The sequence below is a fragment of the Streptomyces albipurpureus genome, assembly GCF_023701525.1.
Lineage (GTDB): Bacteria > Actinomycetota > Actinomycetes > Streptomycetales > Streptomycetaceae > Streptomyces > Streptomyces albipurpureus.
The window spans coordinates 238565-261447 of sequence record NZ_JAMQAW010000007.1 but is presented as its reverse complement, the minus strand read 5'-3'; the positions used below and the strand labels follow the sequence as shown (position 1 = coordinate 261447).

The window sequence follows — 22883 nt, the reverse complement described above, 5'->3', positions numbered from 1 at the left end:
CCAGCCATGGGTTCGCACCGCTGCTGACCAAGACCATCCGCTCCTCGACCCAGAACGACGACGGCCGCTGGACGGTGGTCTACGGACTCGAGGTGACCAACCCCAACCCCGACCGAGAGGTCACCTACAGCCTCGCGGACGATCTCCGCTTCGGTGAGGGCATCGATGTGACCCGTGCCGCGGTGACCGGCACACCCGACGGCATCAAGACCGCCAACGGCCCCGAGGGCTGGGACGGTTGGGACGGCTCCGGTGCCATCGCGGATCGTGCCGAACTACCGGGTGCGGCCATCCACCAGTGGACCGTGACCGTGACCGCCGACGCCCACGGCGTGGCCGAAACAGCCGCCGGACTGTGCACCGACGGCGCGGCCAGCGGCTTCGCCAACCGGGCCACACTCACCCTCACCGACGGAACCACCCGCACCGCCGACGCCTGCGCAGCGCCGGTGAAACCGGCCATCGCGAAGAGCGTCGAGGGCGCGCCGGTCCGCAACGACGACGGAAGCTGGGACATCCCCTATCTGATCACCGTCACCAACACCCACACCGCGCCTGCCGCCGGGCTCGCCTACACACTCCAGGACGAACTAGCCTTCCCCCAGGGGGCCAAGGTCCTCGCGGTCAGTGTTGACGCGGGTGACGCGGAGGTGAACCCCGAGTTCACCGCGGGCCTCGACACCATCAAGGGTGTCGCTGTCACCCCGGACACCGCTGTGCTGGCCGGGCCCGATCGTGTCCCCGCGGCGACGCAGGACGGGCCAGGGGTCAGCGAGTACCGGATCACCGTGACAGCGAGGGCGAACGCGGCCGACCTGACCATGGAAGACGTCCAGTGCGGACCCGCCGACGCACGCGGCTACGGCAACGCCGTCGCCCTGTCCGCCACGGACACCGTGGTCGCCACCGCCAGCGCCTGCGCCGACATCACGGTGCCGAAACTCCGCTTCACCAAGACCGTCGACAAGAAGGGCCCCGTACGCCCCGGTGACACCATCACCTACACGGTCACCGCGCAGAACACCGGTGACGCCGACTTCATCGCCGGCGACCCGGCGAGCGTCTCCGACGACATGACCGGCGTCCTCAAACACACCACCTACAACAAGGACGCGAAGGCCACCGCGGGAACCGTTGTCATCGGCGACACCCGCTTCCTCTGGTCCGCCCCCATCGAAGCCGGCGCAACGGAGAAGCTCACCTACTCCGTGACCGTCGCCAAAACCACCGAGAAGAACGCCCAGATCGTCAACAGCGTCACCGCGATCGGCATCGAACCAGAAACCGACCCCGGCCCCGACCCCAGCCCAAGCCCCACCACCAGCACGAGCACCAGCCCTGACCCGAGCACCAGTCCCGATCCGAGTCCTGACCCGAGCACCAGTCCCGATCCGAGTACGAGCCCCGATCCGAGCACGAGCCCTGAGCCGAGTACGAGTACGGGCCCGAGCGTCGATCCGGGGACCGATCCCGGCAAGCAGCCCGAGGCATGCCCGGCCAAACCGTCCGACATGGCAGGAGACACCTGCGCGGTGACGACGCCGGTCGAGCCGCACAAGCCGAAGCCCTCTTCCTGGCTCGCCTCCACCGGATCGAACATCACCGCCGTCGCGGCACTCGGACTCCTCGCACTCATCAGCGGCGCAGGAGTAGTCATCACCGTCAGGCGACGACGCTCGACCCGCACCGCCATCTGACCCAACACCCTTCAAGAGCACGGCAGAAGACCTCCGGCAGCGAGTGGGCCACCAACCCACCCGCACACCGGAGGTCTTTCGCCGTCCACACCCACCACACCACCAACCCCAGGTCGGCCCCTCGTGCGGGTACCCAGGGCACCGGGAACCACGGCCCCGGCCGAGAACATCGCTTCAGACCACGATGGGCCGACCTGACTCCGAGCCGACGGAGTTGGGATGCCGAATCCGCCTCCGGGAGGGCCGACGGGCTCAGGGCGGATCAGAAGTCGGGGCGTTCACACGGTATGGAACACATGGGTGACTGCCTTGGCCAGCAGCAGGTCCACGGTGCCGACGAGGGCGGCAAGCGCCAATGACGGAGATATGCCCTCCCGATCCGACGCCTGCGCAGCCCGCGGTCTGTCCTCGTCCGCCAGGGGCGGGTCCGGCTCCGTCGTGAGGCTCATGCAGACCTCGAAGTCCCCGCAGACGTCCGGCGCCTCGGGCTGGGGGCGGCGTGGTCAGCGGGCTGAACGAGCTCGTTCTCCCGCTGGTTCAGGCCGAGACGGACGGGGAGCGACTGGACGCTCATCCGTCGAGATCGGAAAGCGCGAACGGTGGGCCCGAACTCCGCCGTCTCCCGCAGTGGGTGATGTCGTACCAGGTGTACGGCCACTGCCGCCCAACGCCTGAGGGGAACCCGGCCTCCTATGGGTCCTTCCGCCGGCTGTACCTCGGCTCCGGGGCGGACGGGGACCATGCCCTTGGTACCGGCGGCGAGGAGGTGCACGGGCTTCTTGGCGGACGGAGCCCGCACGACACGACTACGAGTCCCGGGAAAGAACCATGCCCCGGCACCGCCGTCCCGACGAGGACTCGGGCGTTCCCAGGCGCGGGCTTAGATCCATTATCGCGTTCCGAGAAGGCGCCCGTCACCGTCCTCCGGAATGATCTTTACGTCCGATATGTATCCATAGGATTGCGGAGAATGAGCACAACACACCGACCTGACCTGGGAGTCGAGAGTGGCGCACGACGTTGCCGCGCTGGCGGAGGAACTCACCGCCATGGCCGCGGCCGATCATCAGTCCTCAGTCCACGCGAACAGCGATGACCCTGCCGAGCAGTTGGCGTGGCGCTATCTGACCGCACGGCATGGTGACCGACTCGGCGAGATCATGGATGAGCACGGTTGGCCGACGGCGGAACTGGTCGGCGAGGAGGCCGGCCGCGCAGCGTGGCTCATCGCCCAGCACGCCGACCGGCAGCTCGACATTCAGCGACGCGCTCTGAAGCTGCTGCAAGAGGCGGTGTCGGCAGGCTCGGCCAGCCCGCGCGAGCTAGCCTTTCTTCGTGACCGCACACTGGTCAATGAGGGCCGCAGTCAGGTCTACGGCACTCAGATCGCCGGCATGAAGGACGGGGCACCGGTTCCGTGGCCCTGCCAAGAGCCGGGGCGCATGGACGAACTGCGCGCGGAAGTCGGCATTGAACCCTTCGACGAGTACGTTGCCAAGTTCTCGATGGCCTGATGCCAACCGTCCGGCGGATCGCACCCCAAGGCTCACCTGCCGCCGGTCACATGATTTGTCGGCAGGCTCCAGCGCTCTGGGGGATTCAAAACACAGCGGCCTGGAGTCTGAAGCCCTCCCGGAGCGCAGGCCCGCTGGCCTCAACGTTGTGACTTCGTGACTTCGAGGCTCATTGCCCCGGGTCGAAGACGAATCCGCAGACTCCGCTGTGGGATCGCACACGTATGGCTGTCGATACGCAGCTATGACCGGCCGCTGCGCGGGCGCCGACCCCAACGGCCAGAAGGCCCGCCAGGGGGGACCTGACGCGGTGACGGTATGCACGGGAACGCGTCTCAAACATCGAAAGCGCCGTCGCCCATGGTGGACACATGTGCCTATCCCGGGAGGATATCGGTCCGTTGGGTCGCAAGAGGGGCGAGGGGGCTCCTGTGCCCCAACGGTCGATAGATCAGCAGTAGCGCTTCTGTGTCCTGAGCCGCTGCCTGGCGAGGTGGTCGCGGGTGGTCAGGGTGTCGGGGTGGTCGGGTCCCAGGAGCCGTTCGCAGTCCGCTGATACCTGCTCGAACGCGGCGGCCGTACCGACCGCGTCGCCAGTCAACCCATAGAGCACGGCGAGGTCCCTGCGGGCGGTCAGGATGTCAGGGTGGTCCGGCCCCTGGACCCGCTCCCAGTTGGCCAGCAGTTGGGCGAACGCCGCTGCACCGGCCGTGCTGTCGGCCTCTCCCTGCCAGCGGGCGAGGTAGCTGCGGGTGGTGAGGGTATAGAGGTGGTCGGGTCCCAGGATGCGCTCGCAGTCGGCTGATACCTGCTCAAACGCCGCCGCCGCACCGGCCGCGTCCCCAGTCACGCCCTGCCAGAGGGCGATGTCTTTGCGAGCGGTCAGGGTGTGGATGTGGTCGGGTCCCAGGGCGCGCTCGCAGTCTGCCGATATTTGCTCGAACGCGGTGGCCGCACCGGCCGGATCCCCTGCTTCCCCCCGCCAGTAAGCGAGGTTGAGGCGGATGCACAGGGTGTTGGGGTGGTCTGGTCCCAGTACGCGCTCGAAGTCGGGCAGTAGCTGGCCAAAGGCCGCGACGGCGCCGTCCGGGTCGCCGGCGATGGCCTGCCAGTGAGCCTGGGCTTGGAGGGCGTTGAGGGTGTCGGGGTGGTCTGGGCCGATGTGTTGGCGGGTGGTGGTGGCCAGGTGCTCGAAGTGGTCGCGGGCGGCAGTGAGGCGGCCGCTCTCGCCGAGACTGGTGCCGATGCGCAAGAGCAGCGCGTGGGGGGCTGGTCGGTACAGGGCGTCTTCGGCGGTACGGGCGAGGGCGGTGGTGTTGGCGCGCAGGGCTTGGGTGAGGGTGGTGTCGCGTTCGATGTCGGGCCAGGCGGTGGTGAGGCTGTCGGCGGCAATGAGGGTGAGCTGGTCGTGCTGGTCGGGGGTGAGGGTGTCACGGGTGGCGCGCTGGATGAGCTGGTGAACGCGGACAGCCTGGTGAGGGGTGTCGGGGGTGTGGTCGATGAGGCTGAGCCGGTGCAGGGCGCGCAGGGCACGCACGGCGTCCCGGTGGGAGACCGGTCCCGGTTCGCCGACGCCGGCCTGATGCGTACGGGTGCGATGTCGGGTGAGGTGGTTGAGGACGGGCGGGCTGGTCAGGACTGTCTGGGGGATGCCGTGGGGATCGAGCAGGGCGGCCAGGTGGAGCATGGGGCGGGCCAGGCCGGCGGGGCGCAGCGTATCGGCGCGGTCGATGCAGAGGGACCAGGCTGCGAACAGGGGGAGTGCCTGTTCGTCGGGGAGTTGGTCGGGCGCGGTGTCGGCGAGTGTGGTGGCGCGGTCCGCCAGCAGGGACCGGTAGGTGGTCACGTCATCGCCGGAGTCGATGAGGTAGGCGGTTGCCTGGGAGAGAGCCAGGGGCAGCCGGCCGAGGTCGCGCGTGAGGGCGGTGAGCTGGTCTGCGGGCGCGTGTCGACCGTGGGTGGCCAGGGAGTGGGTGAGGTAGGCGACGGCTTCGGCCTCGGTGAACAGGCCGACCTCGATCCGGCGACGGTCTCCCCCGGCCAGGGCGGCGTCGCGGCGGCGGGTGGTGACCAGGGTCCGGCCGTTCGGATCGGCCGGCGGCCACAGGCCGCGTAGGTCGTCAGGGTCGGCGAGATCGTCCAGGACGATCAGCCATCGACACGGTCGGGCCCCGGCCTTCGGGGTCAGCCAGGCCAGAAAGGTCCGCGCGGCCAGTTCGGGATCGCCGGGTTCGGCCAGGCACAGTTCGATGCCGGCCTGGGCGTACCCGGTCACCACCGCCCAGCGGGTGCTGGCGGTGACCCAGACGAGTACGTCCAGGCTGCCGTTCTGCCAGGCGGTGCGGGCGTAGTCGGCGGCGAGTTGGGTCTTGCCCACTCCGCCCATGCCGGTCAGGACCTGCCCCAGTGCGCCGGCGCCGCCGACAGTGGACCGTAGCCATCCGGCCTGGGCGCGGTGCCGGAAGGACTGCGCGCGAGAAGGGATCACACCGACCTGGCGCGGCCAGCCGGCAGGCGTTCGGGGCGCGGCATGGTAGTTGACCTGACCGGTGCTGCCGATCGCCACGCTGTGGTGGACGGCGTGGACTGTGCCGATCTCGGGACTACCGGTACCCGCGGTCGAGGGTGCTGGGCTTGAGGTGGCCGGTCCGTTCAGCCCTGGGACGGAGCCGGCGACGGAGTGGGGCCGATGTGAGCTCCTCCGTGAATGACGCCGGCCGCGATCGAGCCCTGCTCAGCGCTGATGCCCATGCTGGCGCCGACGGCCAGTCCACCCTGGTGGGCCGACACCCCACCTGGAACACTGTGCCGGGCCAGCACCGCACGCAACTCCTCGGCAGCCTGCTTCTGCTCCGTAACATCCAGGCTCTCCAGCAGCGCCTCGATACGGGCGTGCCATCCCGACTCCTGGCGGATGTGCTCCCTCTCCGCCTCGGTCAGTCCGGTCGTCGCTGCTGTTTCCAGTGCGTCTGCGCTCTGGTCGAGGCGCTCCAGTTCGGCGGTCTCACGCTGTGCGTTCCCCCGGCTGAGCCAGCGGGCGACCCGCTGCCTGAACTCCGCCCACGCGTCTGTGCCCGCGGCCTGCACCACTGCTGTTCCTCCCGCCGCCGCCAGCGCGGTCATGGTTTCCGGCAACATTCCCACCCTCCTGAGATATCGGCAGCGGACACGGTGGCACCAGGGCCTTCCACATCACGCCATCACCTACGCGCTGTCGCGACCCCGCTTGCCGGACACCAGCCGCTGCCCACCCTTCAGCAGCGCCCAGGGCTCGACCAGTTCATCCAGGTCCGACTCAGCACGGCCCACACTCGTTGAGCATCCACGCGAGGTCTCACACACCGCAGCCGTACCGCCTCGGACTCACCCGCACGTGTGACACTCCCGTAAGGTCAACTCCGCACGCGGCCGAGTTGCGCCGGCACATCGGAGACCGGCTGGAGCCGCGCGTCAACCGACGAGCACCTCACACGGGCCCGTGGTGAGATACCGGCACAACGTCGGCACCCACCTGCTGCGGGGAGGGCAAGGCGGCCACCCGGCGGCTGGAGAAGGGAGACCTGGCCGCCCTTCGACGCGGTGGCCGCATGCTGGGGAGATTTCCTGCGCGAGCGACTCGTCGCCTATCAGCCCACGGCCGACCAGCCCCCGACAACGTCACACGCGAACGCGGCCCGCTGGGCACCGCTTTACCGCCCGACGCCAGATCCGTTCCCCGGCGCGGCCGCCCGTTCGGTTCCCCACCCGTTGACTCCTTCCGGCTCTGCCGCAGTTGATCCGGCATCTACTGAGGCCGCCTCTCCCGGACATGTCTCGAACAGTCTTCTGACCAGGCCGGACATCCGTGCCCTGTCCGGGACAGCCCTCGACCATTGCTTCCCTTTCTGGTTTCACCAGCATGAAGGGACGTGACCGTACTCGTCCTGGCTGATCCCGAAAGCGAACGTGGATCTCATGGGTCGTGTCCCAGCCGTTCTCGGTTTCGGTCCCGGGAAGTCGTCGAAGGGCGAACAACAGAGGTGGAGGGGAAACATGCGCATACGACGCATGCTGACGATCGGTGCTGCCACTGCAGCACTCGTCGGAGGTTTGGCCGTGGTGCCAGCTGCCGCTGACTCAGACGCATCAGTATCAAGCACGGTAGGAGTGCTGGGGCATGACGCCTACGCTGATCTCATGGAGGGTGGCGAGTTCGTAGCTCGCGGCTACTTCAAGGCAAGTGGCGACAAGTTCATCCTGACCAAGAAGTCGAATCAGACGTACTCCGGCCGTACCTACCTGGAGTACAAGTACATCAAGATCAATGGGCAACTACAGGAGGGGACCCATCATGGTGTGTCCGCGGTTGGTGTCCCGGTGACCTTCGACCACAACTTCGGCGAGGGGCGGGCGGTGAAGTTCCGGATCTGCGTCGAAGACAGTTTCTGGGACCCCTGCTCTGAGTGGGAAACCGGCTATGCATAGATAGCCCGGGAAGGCTGAAGGGGCGTTAGATGCCGCATCCCATGGTTTCCGACGCCCCTTCGGCTGTGCGAGGCAGCGGCTCGCCCTGGTGGTGTGGGGGAGCGCGGACACGGCATCGTATCGGCAGCCTCAGGGCGAGCAGCTTGTCCATGCCGAGTTCGTGCGTGCTGTACTCGCCGTACCGCTTGATGTGCCCGGTCTGGTAAGGCGGGATGTGGACCGGTCTTCGGGGTCGGTCTCCCACTCTCTCCTCTCCGCTGACTGGCGAAACGATCTCGGCGATGTCCAGGGCACTGTGGAAGATCACCGCGTTCGTGAGCAGAGGCTTGAGCGTCATCGCCTTCTCCCGCTCGACGCGTCGACAACCGGCTCGCCCAGACCAGGGTCCGGTATCGGAAACCGGGAGGTATGTCCTACCATCACATCTCGGACACCTGCATCGCGCTGTTCACGCACTTCGTTCCGTGTTGTGCGACAGCACCAGTGCCTGGTCACTCGTGAGCTTGATCGTGGCCTGGCCAACGCTCCTTCACACCCCTACGGCTGGGCCCGCCCTGGACCACACGAACGTACGGGCCTTCGACCTTGGCCGAACACATTGGACGCCCCGGTGAGGGCAACGGGCGATTTCCCACGTTGTTGCAGACTGTTTCACATGGTCGTGGTAGCTGGCAGTTCCGGGCCACCCTTGACCGTAATCAGGCCATTCGCAGCGAGATGGGACTGCGGGTGTCAGGTCCCCCTTATCAAGGGAGTAGTTCGATTCAGGTAGTGATCAAGGAGAGCTCATGGCCGACTCGCCCGAAGTAGCAGGAAGAGATGGGAAGTGCACCCTGGAGGTCAGCGGCGGACCCGCTGAGACGGACGATCTACGCCAGTGGCTGCGGCGGAATCCGGAACTGCGGTGCGCCATCGGTCAGTCACGGTCCGGCCCGCCCGCTCCCGGCGGGATGAGTGGGGGAGCGGCCGAGCTCATACCGCTGCTGCTGACGCCCGGCGGGCTCACGGCCGCCGTGGCTGCGGCTGTCGTCGCCTGGTTGCAGAGCAGGCGGGGCAACCAGACCGTGACGATCACCCAGCCTGACGGCACCCAGGTGACGGTCACGTCCGAGCGGGTGCGTGGGCTGACAGCGGAGGGAACCGGTGATCTCGCGCAGCGGGTGGCAGAGGCACTTCAGCAGCCCGCGCAACCCGCCGTGCCTGCGGACGGGCAGGAAGGCCGGCAGCTGGGAACGGCGGAGCGGAACTGATCATGGGGGTTCAGCGGGGGGACTTCAGCAGCACCAACTGCCATGCGATCGTGGTCGGGACGGGCCGGTACGGCAAGGGTGGCCGCGTACCGCTATCGGATCTACCGGGGGCCGCTCGCTCGGCGCGGGCTATTGCCGCGGTGCTGCGGGAGGAATGCGGTATGGACGGCAGGGTCACCGAGATCATCGACGCGCGGGGGCCCACCGAGGTCCTTGCCGCCGTGCAGGTCGCGATCGACGCCTCCGAGGGCGGAGTCGTCCTCTTCTACTTCATCGGCCATGGTCTGATCGGGCCCGGACGGCAGCTGTATCTCGCGACATCGGGAACGGTCTCGGCAGATGACACCGTCCAGGCCGTCCCCTACGACCAGGTGAGCAAACGGCTCGGTGAAGCCACCGCCAGCACCGTCGTCATCCTCGACTGCTGCTTCTCGGGCCTCGCCCAAACCGCCCCGCAGGAGTCATACCGCGAAGTCCTGGCCTCCGCCCGCCCCGAGGGGAGTTTTCTCCTCGCCTCAGCAACGCACTACGCCGCTTCGTTCGCGCCCGCGGACGCGGTCCACACGCTCTTCAGCGGAGAGTTGCTGCGGCTGTTGAAGGAAGGTGATCCGGGCGGACCAGCCTGGTTCACCCTCCTCGATCTCTACCGGATACTCGACCACCGCTTCCAGGGCAGTGCCGTCCGACCGCACTCGGATGGCGTCGGTCGGGCCTCCGACCTCATCCTGGTCCGCAACCCCGGAAGGCTCGTCCACGACGCTGCTGTCGACACCGGGCCGGAGCAGGGCGGCGGCCCATGTCCGTACCCCGGAATGCGACCGTTCCTGCCCGAGCAGCACCATCTCTTCTTCGGCCGCGACGACTTGACGCGCAACCTGGTGGCCCGGGTGACTGCTGACCCCTACACGGGGCCGGTTGTCGTGGTGGGTGCCTCGGGAGCCGGCAAGTCCTCCCTCCTCAGGGCGGGTCTCGTAGCGGGTCTGGAAGGTCGGGGGGTGGTGCTGGTCCCGGCCCCCGGCGCGCGACCGTTCCATACGCTTGTGGAGAGCTGGGCCTCAGCGGTGGGTCGGCCGTTCGCCGAGGTGGAGAGCGAGCTGGGCACCGGACGGTTCGGCCACACCGGACCCCGCGTGCTGGTGATCGACCAATTCGAGGAGATCTTCACCCAGTGCCAGGACGTGGAGGAGCGTGAGCTGTTCGTCCGCGCCCTGTCCGGGGCAGGCTCGGACGGTCCCCGCATCGTCCTCGGTCTGCGCGCCGACTTCTACGACCAGGGCCTGAACGACGCGAGGCTCGCCGCGATCATCAGGGCCGGCCAGTTCACCGTCACCGCCATGTCCGACGACGACCTGCGAGCAGCTGTGGAACGGCCCGCGGAGCACTCAGGGCTGCGCCTGGAAGACGGGCTGTGCGATCACATCCTTAGCGAACTGCGTCAGGAGCGGGCCGCCGAGGGCGACGCGGTCACGCTGCCGTTCCTTGCCCACGCCCTGCGTCAGACCTGGGCCGGCCGCCGCGGTACCACCCTCACCTTCTCCGCGTACCAGGCCGTGGGCGGTATCCGCGCCTCCGTCGCCCGAACCGCCGACCAGATCCACGACACGCTCGGTGACGACGATCGAATCCGGCTGCGGGACCTGCTGCTGCGGATGGTTCTGGTCGTCGGTGACAGCGGGCGCACGGTGCGCCGCCGCGTCCCCGCACGGGAACTCGACCAGGTCGCCGACCTGGTGGGACGGCTCGTCGAGGCTCGGCTCGTCGTCGTCGATCAAGACGAGGCCCAGCTGTGTCACGACTCCCTGCTCCATGCCTGGCCACAACTGCGGGAGTGGATCGCGGACGACCGCGTCGGTCTGCTCGCACGCCGAAGGCTTGGCGAGGCGGCCGACGGTTGGCAGGAGGCAGGGCGTCCGCAGAGCGGACTGTACAAAGGGGACCAGCTGGCGGCGGCGCGCACCCAACTCGCCGGGAGCGCTGGCACGCTCCCGACACGGCCCGTCGAACGGGAGTTCCTCAACGCAAGTCATCGCTCGGAGCGCCGCTCCGTAAAACTGCGTCGCGCCGGGTTGTCCGCCCTGGCCGTGCTCGCCCTGCTCGCCACGATGCTTGCCGCGGAGGCACGCGACGCCCAGCGGGAGGCGGAACGCCGCGAGACCGTCCTGCGCGCCAACCAGGTGGCGGCGCAGGCCGACGCCTTGCGCGAGCGCGATCCGCAGACGGCGCTGCGGCTCAGCCTGGCGGCCTACCGCACGGCAGAGACGTATGCCACTCGGTCGAGCCTCTACACGTCGTATCTGACGCACACGCCGGTCGAGGTCTGGGGTGGAAATCGGGAACCGGTGCTCAACGTCGCCTACAGCCGAGACGGAGATGTACTGGCTGCCAGCCACCGCGGCGGACGGGTGCAACTGTGGGACACCTCCCGCCGAAACGTGCCCGTGAAGGCGGGGACGCTGAAGCTGAAGGGCAGCACCGCCATCGCCTTTCACCCGCGCACGCGTCTGCTGGCAGCGCAGACCGCTACCGAACTCCTCCTGTGGGACGCCGCCGACCCCCAGCGGCCCAAGCGGCTCGCCGGGCGACGTATCGCTGAAGGCATCACATATGCCGTGGGGTTCGCTCCGGACGGCCGCACGCTTGCGGCGGGGAGCGAAGAGGGACGCCTGAGGCTCTGGGACGTGTCCAACCCTTCGTCGCCGCTGCTGCGTACGGACCGCCCGGTGGCTGCCACCGCACTGATCTCGCTTGCGTTCCGCCGCGACGGCCTGCTGGTCACGGGCAACGGGATCAGCGGGAAGGCTGCACAGCGACCTGCCGAAGTGCGGTTGTGGGACGCCCGTGATCCTGCGCGAGCACGATTACTGGACACGGTCACCACTGCCTCGGTGATGGCGGTCGCCGCCCACCCGACTCGGGATCTGCTGGTCGCCACCGGCGCGGAAGGGAAGATGGCCTGGTGGACGGTTGGAAGCGACAGCGAACTCAAGGAAGTCAAGCCCGAAAACGAGTGGAACAGCACGTGGGGAGGGCTGGGCGACCTGACCTCACTGAGCTTTCGTCCAGACGGGGAAAGGATCGCCGCCGCGTACAACGGGGAGGGGAACGGGGGCGCCCTACTCCGGAAAACTGTCGCCACCGGCGCGAAACTACTCGCCTCACAGGCCGAACTGGGCACGGCACTCGCGAGCGAACCGGCGCAATCCCTGGTTTACAGCCCAGACGGCCGCCATCTCGCCGTGGGCGATGTGGGCGGCAGGATACGGATCTGGCCGCATCGCGCACCCGCACTCCAGGTCACAGGCGCCATGACCGACGGCGACCCAGGGACCAGCCCCATCAGTGGTGACGGGAAGCTCCTGGTCGCCAAGAGCGCAGACACCACCCAGGTCTGGGATCTCAGTAAAGCGGACACGGCCGACGGGGACGATCCGAGTCTGCGGTTCACACTGCCCAAGCCCTGGGAAGCCCGCTACTTCCTTCCGGGGACCGACCGTCCCCTACTGATGGCACACCGATGGACGGATGGCACGGACAACCATGCCTTCCGCCTGTGGGACTTCGGCAAGGACGGAAACAGACCTCCCGTGCCGGGGGCAGAAATCTCAGTGAAAGCCGAGGATATGCGCACCGCGGTGTCCGCGGACGGCAGGCTCCTGGTTCTCGGCGGGAGAGCCGCGGACACCGTTGACGTGTGGGACATAGGGAACATCCACCGCCCAGTGGCGCGCGCAACGCTCCCCGCGGTGGCGGTCACGGGGTGGGAGAGCATGTTCTTCCTGGGCGAACGGGGGTTCGCGATTGCCGACCGGGGCGATCCAGCACAGGGGCGGGTCCCTGATCTGCGCATCTGGGATCTCACTGACCCCGCCAGGCCGGTCAGAGGTCGTCTACTCAAAGACGCGGCCGTCGGAAAGTCGGGCTATGTGCCCTCGGCCCGACTTCTGATGCACGACGCTCCCATGCAGCAGACCCAGCTCTGGGACATGCGCGACATCCGCAACCCGCGGAAGGCGGCTCTACTGCCCGCCGCGTCCGGCGGCTACATGCCCGTTGGAAAAAGCCTCCTGGCGACAACACTCATCGACGGAACGGTGAACTTCTGGGACGCGAGCAACCCGTTCAAGCCACGGAAGATGGACGAGAGGCGCTTCGACCAGGCCCTCGACGACATCAGCCCATCGCCGGACGGGAAGTGGGTCCTGACCGGTCCCGCCTATCGCATCTGGAAAGCAGAGAAGGACGGCAGATGGCGCACGCCGGCGATCGCCACGGTCAAGGTAGGGCGCCTGACACTGCTGCCTGGGGGAAGCCCATTCATGGTCGTGGTCCCGGACGCTCGGTTCGAAGAACGGTACTCAACCGAACTCACCTACCTGATGGATTTCCACACTGAACGGATCCACGAGCGGCTGTGCCGCACACACCCCCTCAGCGTCGAGCGGAAGCAGTGGAACGCCCTGCTTCCGCACCTGAACCACCAGTCGTCCTGCAACTGACAGGCATCACGCCTACCAGGTCCCTCCTCCCAAGGTGATCTCACCGTGGGTACGGCGGCGTAGAGGACGGTTCGTTACGAGCCGGTCGTCTGGTCTCCGACCGCACCGGTGTGCTGTCCGAGCACTTCGGCCGGGTCAACCGCCCGCAGCTCGCCACCGACCGGCTCAGAGGAAGCGAGCACGACAGCCAGCGAATCCCGCACACCCCATGGGTCGCGACGGGGCCGCCCGGCACCTGGGCCGGCAAGCATCTCAGTTGAGCGCACACGTCGTCCTCACGGCACTGTCCGACGACGCCGTTCACCTGAGATCGAGTCGCGCAGGAATTGTCGGGCGCCGCGGAGCGTGGTGTGTAGTTGTCGCTGGGTGGCCCGGCTGTCGAGGCGTACGTCGAGGGCTCCGGGAAGTCTGCTGTCGGCCCGTAGTCCGGTGGGCAGGCGGGAGGCGTCGAGACCGTCGCGCAGGGCGATGAGGACGCCGAGTTCGTGGCGGCTGAGAGCATCGGTCCCCGCGAGGTGGTGAATGCCGGACGCGTCGCTGGACGCCAGTTCCAGGAGTGCGTCGGCCAGGTCGGTGACATGCACCGGACAGCGGAAGTCGTCGGTGAACAGGGCGCCTTCGCGGGTGCCGGAGGCGAGCTGGTGGACCAGTCGTTCGTGTACGGAACGCCCGTGGCCGATGATGAGCGAGGTGCGGGCGACCACGGCTTGGGAGTGTACGGCGAGCACTGCGGTCTCTGCGGCCGCCTTGGCCGCGCCGTACGGGGTGAGGGGGTCGGGAAGGCTGGTCTCGTCGTAGCGTGTCCGGCCGATGCCGGAGAAGACCGCGTCACTGGAGACGTGCACCATGCGGGTTTCGTGTCTGGCCGCCGCCAACGCGAGGTGGATGGGCCCCTGTGCCGTGACCGCCCAGTCGGCGTCACCGCTCGATGCGTTGATGACGAGCCGCGGGTTCACCTCAGCCATCAGGGCGTTCAGGCTTTCCAGGTTCCGCAGGTCAAGGTGGTGCCAGGAATCGGGCGCGGCGTCGCCGGGCCCAGTCGCGTAGGTCGCGGCGGTCGTGTGCCCAGCGGTTCTCGCCTGCCGGACCAACTCGGCTCCCAGGAAGCCGCTGCCGCCGACGATCAGAACTGTCATGCCTGCCACCGTAGGGGTGTGCACGGTCGAGCCGCGGCGGCCCTGTGCGAGGCAGCCGGATGCAGCGGGCGTCCGCTCGCGTTCATCGTTGCTCTGAGCGGTCCGTCTGGACCCGACAAAGCCATGCCACCGGCGGCAGCACCGGGCCGGGTCGATATCACGGAAGAGCGACGGCTTCGGCACAGGACTCCCGATGGGTCAACGATGCACCGGCCACCACCACCACCACGACCGGCCGTACCGACTGGTTCTTCCCGGGGCGGCCTACCGAACTCACCAGCGGACAGCGGCCTTACACGGATGCCCCACGGTGCGGGCCGACGCCTCGATGCGTACGGGCATGATGTACGGCCGTACGCGTCGTGGGTGCGGTACCGGTCTACAGGGCCGGCCGGGCCTTTCGCCATGGGCTGATGACCTTCACCTCCCGCAGTCCTTTCGCGGCTTCCGGTGAGAAGATCCGGCGGCCTGTGGCATGCGCTCGCCGAAGTGATCGGCGGTGCACTGCTGATGCTCTCCGACCCGCACCTTGACTGGGGTCTGATCGGTTCGCTCCCCAGGGAGGTTCAGATTCTTCTGGGCACGGTAGTCCTCGCCCTGCTGGCCGTCCGCCGTCGCTACCCGATCGCGGGTCTGCTCGGAGTGGACGCCCTCCCATCCGCCCACAAGGCTGCCCTCTTCCCGCTGCCCCGGCCGACCTAGCGCGGTACCGCGTCGATCGTTGGGGGGAGTGAGGCAGGGCGGGCGAGATGGAGTACCGGTTCCCCGCTGCCGAGGAGGAGGGTGCGTCCGCTGGGAGTGAAGCCAGCACGTCGGTAGAGGTGTTGTGCCCGGTCGTTGCTCTCCCCGGTCCATACCTGGAGGTGTGTGTACCCCTGCCTCTTGGCGTGCCCTGAGATGCCTTCGAGGAGAAGCAGGCCTATGCGTCGCCCCCAGTGGTCGGGGTGGACGAAAACCATGGAGATGTGGCACAGCTCCTCCATCCGTCCGCCGTGGCCGTCCTGGTCGCGCCCCGGTTCGGCCAAGGCCATGCCGAGCACCTCATCGCCGACCGAGGCCACCAGGACGAGGGCATCGGGATCGGCGAGCTTGTCCGCTACCCGGGCGACGCGCTGCTTGGTGGGCGGTCGTCCGCGCGCGGTGTTGGCTTGGCGCCAGATGCCCACCGCAGCGGTGAGGTCCTCCCCTCGTGCGAGGCGTGCTGTGACCGGGACGCCGAGATACAGGCCGCAGGACCAGTCAAGAGCTTCCTCGGGGGTTCCGGCCGGGTGGCCGGTAGGCAGCACGGCGTCCTCGTAGCGGCCGGTGCTGACGGTGTAGAGGGCGAAACCCCACAGGTCGGGGTCGCCAGTGTCGCGCAGGCGGCACAGCGGGAGTTCGTCGCCGCTGTCGAGCAGCGCGTCGAGGTAGGCGAACCCTGCTCGGTAGCGGACGGTGAGCTCGACGATGAATGGCCAGCGCCAGGCCCGCCCGGCGAGGCGTTGGCGTAGTGCTCGGGCTTTCACCGTGTTCTGGGTCGCCATGTCTTCCATCATGGGGGAGCGCTTGGCCGGGGACACCTGGCCGGGCTGTCAAGATCTGCGGATCAGTGCGTGCCGACCTCATCGGTGCCCCTTTGGGTGGAGGGCGTCGGCGCTCTCGTCGCTGACGCGGTGGTCGCATCGTCCACCCAGTGGGTTCTCGTGGAGTCTCCGTGGCCGGATGGCGGCCTGCCAGACCACTGCTCACGGGCATCCTCTTCCTTGGGGAAGCGGTTGCCGTCCACGCATCGTCCGTACCGATCGGCCCACTCGGTCGTGACCAGGCCGGACAACCATGCGGGGGCCGCGACCGCGAGTGCCTCCAGCGTGGCCCGCAGCGTCTCGCCGACGAACTCCATCCTGTTCACGTCCGCACCGCCGCGAGCGCATGCGTGGATCCGGTCGACCGGAACGCAGTCCAACTGGGCCCGCGGCATTGTGATGGTCGCCCACCTCACTCCGTCGTTGAACGGGCGCCAGTAGACCGGGTGCTGCCCAGCCTGGTCATCCATCACCGCTGTCACAGCGCCCTGCCTCGCCACCGCCAGGTAGGAGCCGGCCCGCCGCGTCAGGGCCCGTCACCGGCCGGCCTCCACATCGGCGGGGCCCCATCGAGGTCGACCGCCGAGGCACCGCGTCGGCCGACGACCGCCAGCCCGAGCGCCAACGTCCCGGTGTGTCCGTCACCTTGGTGAGCGTGTCCGTCATTCCATCGGGTTGTCCTTGAGCATGGTCGTCCGGCGGGTGCGTCGGCGGGGTGATGCTCGGGTGCGGGCCGTGCGGTGCGGCCCGCACCCGAGAGGAGTCCTTATGTCTGTGTGGGCACGGCGTATGACAGGTGCCGCTCTGGTCGGTGGTGCGCTGGTTCTCGGTTCGCTGGCACCGGCCGGCGCGACGGCGTCCGCTGGCTCGGCGGTGCCCGGGGCGCGGGCGGCGGCGGGGGTGGAGCGGTTGAGTCTGCGGCTGGCGTCGGATCCGGGCCAGGCCGCGAATGTGTGGGAGGCGTCGCAGGCGGATCACGCCCCGGTCAAGCAGTGGCCGTGGGGTGGAGGTGAGGGCAATGAACTGTGGGAGGCGCGTGACAGCGGGGCCGGTCACTACCGCTTTGCATCGGTAGGTAGTGGAAAGTGCCTCAATGTTCGGAACGGCGGTAACGAGGACAACGCCAGGATCATTCAGTACACCTGTTCCACCGACTATGACAACGACCAGTGGAGGCTTGTCCGCAAGGGCAACGGCTACCAAGTGGTCGCGAAGTCCAGCGGCAAGTGCTTGAACGTGCGCGGTGGCACCGGCGAGGGGAACGAACTCGTTCAGTACACGTGCAGCGCGGACGGCGAGGACAACGAGGTGTGGCTGCCGGTGTGGGAACCGGCCCCGTGATCCCCACCTGACATCTGGGGCCCCGGCCCGACGGTGAACGTCCCCTTCCCGCCTCATGGGGGAAGGGGACGCTTGGTCATCCGGTGGACATGCGGCGGGCGAGCCGTTCCAGACTCGGGACTGCGTCCAAGGCGCTGTGCCGGTACCCGGAGGCCCGCTGTCGATGGCTGGTCCGCCGCTCGTCCCGTCCCATCGGTGTCACCTGGAGAGAGCCGGTGGGCCAAGAGTCTCAGGCTGGTCGGTGAGCGGGCCCCCTGGGGCGGCACCGGAGTTGGGAACGGACCCGTCCAGTACCTGTGCCAGCAAGGCTCGCTGCTGGTGTGGGAACCGGATCGGTGATCTCCGGGCCGCGTCTCGGGTATGCCTCGACCCGCTCTGGCTCAAGCGGTGACAGTCGGCATCAAGTCGAGGGCACACTGTTCGAGGAGGCATGCTCAGCAAACTGACCATGCCTCCTTCGGAAGGAAGTGGGGTAGGTCGTCCATGGCTTCGGAGGGAATGAACACGGGCCGCGTGAGCAGGCTGTCGCCCGCTTGCTGCACATCGATCACCACGCCCAGTGAGTCCGAGCCGGGTACGCCCGCCTCCAGGTAGGACAGTTCCGAATGGGGCTCTCGGGCCTTGGCTCGGTCCACCATCCACCGCTCCAACGCCGAGGCGACCCGACCGACCAACGCCACGCCGTCTGCTGAAACTTGAGGCCCGCACAGTGCGTCAACCACAACGCCAGCCAGCCGTTCTTCCCGGTAGTACAGCTTCAAGCCGAAATCCCGATAGTCGCCCTCCGTGATCACGGCATCGGCCACCGGATAGCGATGCGTGTGCCGCTGGGATTCCGCCGTATGATCGCTCAGCGCAGCCGAGAACTCACCGGGTCCCATGCCGAAACGGAGCGGCCCCACGCTCACGAACGGATCCAACGTCCACCGCGCCCGCTGTTCGTCCGCGAGGACGTCCCACCACGTGAACATGACCACGAAGACTACGGCAGCGTGATCGAATACCTCCGCACGGACGGCAGAACGCCGACCTGGAGATCCGCCGGACACTAGCCCTTGGTCTCCAACAGACCCCGGGGCATAGGCCCGGTCGGCCACCGGGCCTCGGCACGGGGACAGCGCCGTGCCCGATGCGTGAGAGGCGCCGCGCAGGGTGATGGCCCACGGATACCATCCAGCCGCCAGGCTTGGGCGGGCTCATTCCGATCGCCGCTTCAGCCTTCCCTTGCTCCATCGCAGAAGAGGAATGGATGCCCTGTGAGCATCGCTCGGTCTGACGGCCGGTTGCAGCCCGCCCGCGCCGGTGACCCGACCCGGGTCGGCCCCTACCGGATCGTCGGCCGTCTCGGCTCGGGTGGCATGGGCACTGTGCACGCCGGTCTTGACCCGAGCGGGCTACGGGTCGCGATCAAACTCGTCCACGCCTCGCACGCCGAGGACCCCGAGTTCCGTGCCCGCTTCCGCCGCGAAGTACAGCTCTCCGCACGCGTCCAGGGGCCCTGTCTGCTACCCCTCCTCGCAGCCGATCCCGATGCCGAGACTCCCTGGCTGGCCACCGCATACGCCCCGGGTCTCACCCTTGACCAGCATCTGGCAGCCCACGGTCCCCTCACCGGCGGCACCCTCTACGCCTTCGCCACCGGAACCGCGCAGGCTCTTGCGGTCATCCACGCCGCCGGTGTCATCCACCGGGACGTCAAACCCCAGAACGTCATCCTCACGCCTGCCGGACCCCTCGTGCTGGACTTCGGCATCGCCCACGCCGCCGACGGCACGTCCGTGACCCGTACCGGTGTGATGACCGGTACCCCGGGGTGGATCAGCCCCGAGCACTACCGCACCGGATCCGCCGGGCCCGAAGGCGACGTGTTCGCCTGGGGGGCCCTCGTAGCCTACGCGGCCACGGACCGACTCCCGTTCGGCACGGGCTCTCCCGACGTGGTCGCCTACCGCATCATGTCCACCGAGCCGGACCTCGACGGCCTCCCCGAGGGACTGCGCGAAACAGTGGCGAAGGCACTGACGAAGAACCCCGACCAGCGCATCACCTCCGATTCCGCGGCGCAGGAGTGCGCCCGTCTCCTCTCCGCCCAGGCAACCCAGGTACTCGCCGCCGACAGCGGGTCAGAACCGACCAGCGCCAGCGACCTCATCACCACCGAGTGGCACGTGCCCAGCGTGGAGGACCCCGGCTGGCAGGTCCCGACCATGTCCGCCCGTAAACGCGCGCTCATCGGCCTCATCGCCGTGGCCACCGCCAGCGCGGCTGTCGCGGGCGCCATCGTGGCCTTGGACTCCACGGGCCAGGACCGGCCGCACATCCCGGCGAAGGGCGTGGCCAGTCCTGCGGCACCCGTTGACAAACCCGCCGAGGCCACGGCCTCCGCCAGTCCGGGCTCCACCAGGACCGCGTCTCCACGCGATCCACGAACCGTGAAGGTTCCCGTGGACCCACTGGCAGGAGCAGTCCGCCCCACCTTCACCCGGGGCAGCGACAGATCCGAACCGCACCCCGACGAATGGCGGACCAGCACTCGCTTCGCCAATCCCCGGGAACAGAACACCGAGCAGGCGATCCGCAATCACATAACGTCCATGCTGACCACCAAGGGCCTGGAGTTCATGGAGCCCGAGATCACCTTCAACCTGCGCGCCCAGACTGTGATCGTCACCGGCGGACCGGTCCCCCAACTCCCGGAGAACTACCAGCAGATGTTTCAACGCGCCAGTCATATGGCAGCCTGCACGGCCCTCGCCCACCAGCTCGGGGACAGCCCCACCAGCTGGCCCTACGGTCGCTTCTCCATCCACTGGAAGATGTCCGACGCGGACACCGAGGCAGCGATGCTCGGATATGGAAAGGCCACCGGCGGCTGCTTCAGTGAGATCGCCGGCCAGTGGCGCGGCGACGAGTCCGGCATGGTGACCGCGGAGATTCCCAGCAGTGCCACAGGGGAGATCCGCGTCGCCGACGCCGCGGTCAAGGACATCACCGCTACGTGGAACCGCAACACCGCGCAGACGAACGAAGAACCGCTCAGCACAAGCGACGGCATCAACCTGGGTTTCGATCCCGTCGAGAACGCCGCCTATGTGTGGACCGCCGACCCCGACAACCGTTTTGGCAGTCGTGCTTCCCAGTCCAACCTCCAAGGCGCCGTTGAGGAGGCCGTCTGCCGCAAGCTCACGGCTGAGTTCAATGCCGACAAGAAGTGGAACTACACCCGCTGGACCGTCGCCGCCTACGACCCGTACATCGGCGGACGACAGTTCATCGGCTCGGGCGTCTGCACCCCGTAAGAGTTGTTGCGGAAGGCTGGCGCGGCAGGAAGAGGGCAGCGGAGAGCAGCCCTGGGCGCGCGTCGAGAACGACTCCCACAGAAACGGGCACTGTCGGCTCGGTGGGAACTGGAGCGACGCGGCCTGGGCCGGGCAGGGAACCTGCCGGGTGTATCCGGTGAAGAGCAACGTGAAAGCCCGGAGGGCCAGGCCGCAGTGGATAGTGTTGGCCAATCCGGCGCGCCGTCTCGTCAGGAACCGTCGACTCGCTGGTGTGCAACGATGCCGATAACCTTCCAGACACAACGTCAGCCCCACGACCACAATGTGTCATGAGGGCTGTCGTCATGTTCAACCCCGGTTACTGCGTCGTTCCTACTCCGCCGTGTCGCCGCGCCAGGAGCGTCAACTTCGCCGGTGGTCGATTCACTCCGAGCAGCGATATCCGCAGTGGTTCAACGGAGACCTTCGGCCATGACAGGGCGGGCGGGAGAGAGTTGGGAGACATGTGTGGTGGCTGCGGTTGTCTTGGCCCCATGCATGACAGCGTGGGGGGAGTGGCTCCGGGGGCGGATTCCGCAAACGTGACTCGCGAGATTGGCCAAACCCCATCACTCGCCACTTTACGTGTTCACTCGGATGCGATGCGCTACGGGATGTTTCCGCTCCGCCACGGCACGCAGAGGTGCGGTCGATCGGCGGTGCATTCCAGCAGCGTCGACTCAAGGGGAAGAACCATGACCACACCTCCTGCTGCTCCGCTCCGGGTCGCCCTGGCCAACGGCAGCTTTGAGCAACCCGTAGTCACTGGTGTGGAGATCCTGCCCGACGCCTCACAGACACAGGCGTCCAAGTGGGTCCCGGGCTGGCTCACCACCGCCTCCGATCACAGGATCGAGTTGTGGCATTCGGGCTTTCAAGGAGTGCCGGCAGCCCACGGCGCTCAGTTCGCCGAACTCAACGCCAATGAGGTCTCCACGCTCTACCAGGACCTGCCGACCACCCCCCGTACGAAGCTGTACTGGCGGCTGTATCACCGCGGTCGGCAGGGGGACGACACCATGGCCCTGGACATCGGCGCGCCAGGCTCCACGGTGGAGCAGAGGCGCTTCACCGACGGCAACACCGCCTGGGGCTACTACACCGGCACCTACACCGTCCCAGCAGGCCAGACGCTGACGCGCTTCGCCTTCCGCTCCATCTCCGCCGCCGGCGGCAACCGCGGCATCGGCAACTTCCTGGACGGCATCTTCTTCGGGACCGCTGCCTACGTGGTGCTCGACAAGACCGCCATTCCCGCGGGGCCGCTGGAGGTGGGCGACGTCGTCACCTACCGCATCACCGCCAAGAACGAGGGCGGAGGCGGTGCCGAGAACCTCATCCTGACCGATGCGATCCCCCAAGGCACGACGTACCTGCCCGGCTCCCTGCGTATCGTCGGCGGCCCGAACGCCGGAGCGAAGAGCGACGCGCAAGGTGACGACCAGGCGTACTACGACGCCCAGGGGAACAAGGTCGTCTTCCACCTCGGCAACGGCGCCACCGCCGCGGACGGAGGCAGCCTGCCCAGCACCGAGACCCTGTCGGCGGGGACCATGGTGGAGTACCGGGCCACCATCGACCGGGCCAGCGGTGGCCAGCAGATCAGCAACACCGCAACCGCTTCCTACGAGAACCGGCTCGGTGACACACCGGAGCACCTGACGGCCACCTCCAACGAGCAGGTCACACAGGTCAAACCGGCTGCCGACCTGTCCGTGGCGAAGGCAGCCGACGCCACCACCGTCACCGTCGGCCAGACGGTGACCTACCGCATCACCGTCCACAACGCCGGCCCGAACGACGCCACCGGCGTCACCGTCACCGACCGGCTCCCCGACGGCCTTACCTTCCTGTCCGCCGAGGACTCCGGAAGCTACGCCTCGGCTACTGGGCAGTGGACCGTGGGCGAACTGGCCACCGGCGCCACCGCCACCCTCGTGCTGCGGGCCAAGGCCACCAGGGCCGGCCTGGTCAGCAACACCGCCACTGCCACCGGCAACGAAAGGGACCCCGGCACCACCAACAACACCGACACCGTCAGCGTCTGTGTCGAACCGGCGCCCTCCTGCTGCGACCCCTGCGCCAGCTAGGAACAGTCCCGCA

Annotated in this window: 17 protein-coding genes; 9 read left to right on the top strand and 8 right to left on the bottom strand. The window is 68.1% G+C overall.

Going from position 1 to position 22883, the window contains the following annotated elements:
* Window positions 1-1697, top strand: a 1697-nt coding sequence (locus NBG84_RS08270) for a DUF7927 domain-containing protein (RefSeq protein ID WP_250918636.1), incomplete at its 5' end; no start/stop codon positions are given.
* Window positions 1698-1975: 278 nt separating this feature from the next.
* Here the strand turns inward: NBG84_RS08270 and NBG84_RS08265 are convergent.
* On the bottom strand, window positions 1976-2146 hold the full coding sequence (locus tag NBG84_RS08265) for a hypothetical protein (RefSeq protein ID WP_250918635.1): 171 nt from the start codon (window positions 2144-2146) through the stop codon (window positions 1976-1978).
* Between the two features lie 558 nt (window positions 2147-2704).
* Here NBG84_RS08265 and NBG84_RS08260 point away from each other — a divergent pair.
* On the top strand, window positions 2705-3211 hold the full coding sequence (locus tag NBG84_RS08260; RefSeq protein WP_250918634.1) for a DUF6624 domain-containing protein: 507 nt from the start codon (window positions 2705-2707) through the stop codon (window positions 3209-3211).
* A gap of 451 nt (window positions 3212-3662) precedes the next feature.
* Here NBG84_RS08260 and NBG84_RS08255 read toward each other — a convergent pair whose 3' ends face one another.
* Both NBG84_RS08255 and NBG84_RS08250 read right to left on the bottom strand, forming a co-directional pair.
* Window positions 3663-5777, bottom strand: coding sequence for a tetratricopeptide repeat protein (locus tag NBG84_RS08255; RefSeq protein ID WP_250918633.1), 2115 nt, complete (start codon window positions 5775-5777; stop codon window positions 3663-3665).
* 86 nt (window positions 5778-5863) lie between these two features.
* On the bottom strand, window positions 5864-6349 hold the full coding sequence (locus NBG84_RS08250) for a hypothetical protein (protein ID WP_250918632.1): 486 nt from the start codon (window positions 6347-6349) through the stop codon (window positions 5864-5866).
* A 1038-nt stretch (window positions 6350-7387) separates the two neighbouring features.
* Between NBG84_RS08250 and NBG84_RS08245 the strand changes: the two genes are divergently transcribed.
* Window positions 7388-7675 carry a hypothetical protein gene (locus tag NBG84_RS08245; RefSeq protein ID WP_250918631.1) on the top strand — a complete coding sequence of 96 codons (288 nt, stop codon included), beginning with the start codon at window positions 7388-7390 and terminating at the stop codon, window positions 7673-7675.
* Between the two features lie 25 nt (window positions 7676-7700).
* Here the strand turns inward: NBG84_RS08245 and NBG84_RS08240 are convergent, their stop codons facing one another.
* Window positions 7701-8012 carry a transposase gene (locus NBG84_RS08240; protein ID WP_250918630.1) on the bottom strand — a complete coding sequence of 104 codons (312 nt, stop codon included), beginning with the start codon at window positions 8010-8012 and terminating at the stop codon, window positions 7701-7703.
* Window positions 8013-8463: 451 nt separating this feature from the next.
* Here NBG84_RS08240 and NBG84_RS08235 point away from each other — a divergent pair, with 451 nt between their 5' ends.
* Together NBG84_RS08235 and NBG84_RS08230 are read left to right on the top strand one after the other, a co-directional pair.
* Window positions 8464-8925, top strand: a complete 462-nt coding sequence (locus tag NBG84_RS08235) for an effector-associated constant component EACC1 (RefSeq protein WP_250918629.1) — start codon at window positions 8464-8466, stop codon at window positions 8923-8925.
* A 2-nt stretch (window positions 8926-8927) separates the two neighbouring features.
* Window positions 8928-13421: a caspase, EACC1-associated type gene (locus NBG84_RS08230; RefSeq protein WP_250918628.1), complete on the top strand. Its 4494-nt coding sequence runs from the start codon at window positions 8928-8930 to the stop codon at window positions 13419-13421.
* A 275-nt stretch (window positions 13422-13696) separates the two neighbouring features.
* On the opposite strand, the gene NBG84_RS08225 is transcribed toward NBG84_RS08230, so the two are convergent.
* A complete protein-coding gene (locus NBG84_RS08225) occupies window positions 13697-14557 on the bottom strand; it encodes an SDR family oxidoreductase (protein WP_250918627.1) in 861 nt (286 codons plus the stop codon).
* Window positions 14558-15007: 450 nt separating this feature from the next.
* Here NBG84_RS08225 and NBG84_RS08220 point away from each other — a divergent pair, with 450 nt between their 5' ends.
* Window positions 15008-15259, top strand: a complete 252-nt coding sequence (locus NBG84_RS08220; RefSeq protein ID WP_250918626.1) for a hypothetical protein — start codon at window positions 15008-15010, stop codon at window positions 15257-15259.
* Here the strand turns inward: NBG84_RS08220 and NBG84_RS08215 are convergent.
* Window positions 15256-16080, bottom strand: a complete 825-nt coding sequence (locus tag NBG84_RS08215; protein ID WP_250918625.1) for a GNAT family N-acetyltransferase — start codon at window positions 16078-16080, stop codon at window positions 15256-15258. The two genes, NBG84_RS08220 and NBG84_RS08215, sit on opposite strands and share 4 nt — an antisense overlap.
* A 62-nt stretch (window positions 16081-16142) precedes the next feature.
* Window positions 16143-16445 (bottom strand): hypothetical protein, encoded by a 303-nt coding sequence (locus NBG84_RS08210; protein ID WP_250918624.1) that lies wholly within the window; start codon window positions 16443-16445, stop codon window positions 16143-16145.
* A 442-nt stretch (window positions 16446-16887) separates the two neighbouring features.
* Between NBG84_RS08210 and NBG84_RS08205 the strand changes: the two genes are divergently transcribed.
* A complete protein-coding gene (locus NBG84_RS08205) occupies window positions 16888-17460 on the top strand; it encodes an RICIN domain-containing protein (protein WP_250918623.1) in 573 nt (190 codons plus the stop codon).
* A 434-nt stretch (window positions 17461-17894) separates the two neighbouring features.
* Here the strand turns inward: NBG84_RS08205 and NBG84_RS08200 are convergent, their stop codons facing one another.
* The gene (locus tag NBG84_RS08200) at window positions 17895-18437 is read right to left on the bottom strand and encodes a hypothetical protein (protein WP_250918622.1); all 543 of its coding nucleotides are present in this window, start codon (window positions 18435-18437) and stop codon (window positions 17895-17897) included.
* Between the two features lie 279 nt (window positions 18438-18716).
* On the opposite strand from NBG84_RS08200, the gene NBG84_RS08195 reads away from it, so the two are divergent.
* Together NBG84_RS08195 and NBG84_RS08190 are read left to right on the top strand one after the other, a co-directional pair.
* Window positions 18717-20759: a serine/threonine-protein kinase gene (locus NBG84_RS08195; RefSeq protein ID WP_250918621.1), complete on the top strand. Its 2043-nt coding sequence runs from the start codon at window positions 18717-18719 to the stop codon at window positions 20757-20759.
* 716 nt (window positions 20760-21475) lie between these two features.
* Window positions 21476-22870, top strand: coding sequence for an isopeptide-forming domain-containing fimbrial protein (locus NBG84_RS08190; RefSeq protein WP_250918620.1), 1395 nt, complete (start codon window positions 21476-21478; stop codon window positions 22868-22870).
* The last annotated feature ends 13 nt before the right edge of the window (window positions 22871-22883 follow it).

What these genes read in the sequence shown, in the direction of transcription:
- NBG84_RS08265 (WP_250918635.1), bottom strand. Translation starts at nt 2,146, where the DNA reads ATGAGCCTCACGACGGAGCCGGACCCGCCCCTGGCGGACGAGGACAGA.
- NBG84_RS08230 (WP_250918628.1), top strand. Translation starts at nt 8,928, where the DNA reads ATGGGGGTTCAGCGGGGGGACTTCAGCAGCACCAACTGCCATGCGATC.
- NBG84_RS08245 (WP_250918631.1), top strand. Translation starts at nt 7,388, where the DNA reads ATGGAGGGTGGCGAGTTCGTAGCTCGCGGCTACTTCAAGGCAAGTGGC.
- NBG84_RS08205 (WP_250918623.1), top strand. Translation starts at nt 16,888, where the DNA reads ATGTCTGTGTGGGCACGGCGTATGACAGGTGCCGCTCTGGTCGGTGGT.
- NBG84_RS08240 (WP_250918630.1), bottom strand. Translation starts at nt 8,012, where the DNA reads ATGACGCTCAAGCCTCTGCTCACGAACGCGGTGATCTTCCACAGTGCC.
- NBG84_RS08250 (WP_250918632.1), bottom strand. Translation starts at nt 6,349, where the DNA reads ATGTTGCCGGAAACCATGACCGCGCTGGCGGCGGCGGGAGGAACAGCA.
- NBG84_RS08225 (WP_250918627.1), bottom strand. Translation starts at nt 14,557, where the DNA reads ATGACAGTTCTGATCGTCGGCGGCAGCGGCTTCCTGGGAGCCGAGTTG.
- NBG84_RS08235 (WP_250918629.1), top strand. Translation starts at nt 8,464, where the DNA reads ATGGCCGACTCGCCCGAAGTAGCAGGAAGAGATGGGAAGTGCACCCTG.
- NBG84_RS08190 (WP_250918620.1), top strand. Translation starts at nt 21,476, where the DNA reads ATGACCACACCTCCTGCTGCTCCGCTCCGGGTCGCCCTGGCCAACGGC.
- NBG84_RS08215 (WP_250918625.1), bottom strand. Translation starts at nt 16,080, where the DNA reads ATGGCGACCCAGAACACGGTGAAAGCCCGAGCACTACGCCAACGCCTC.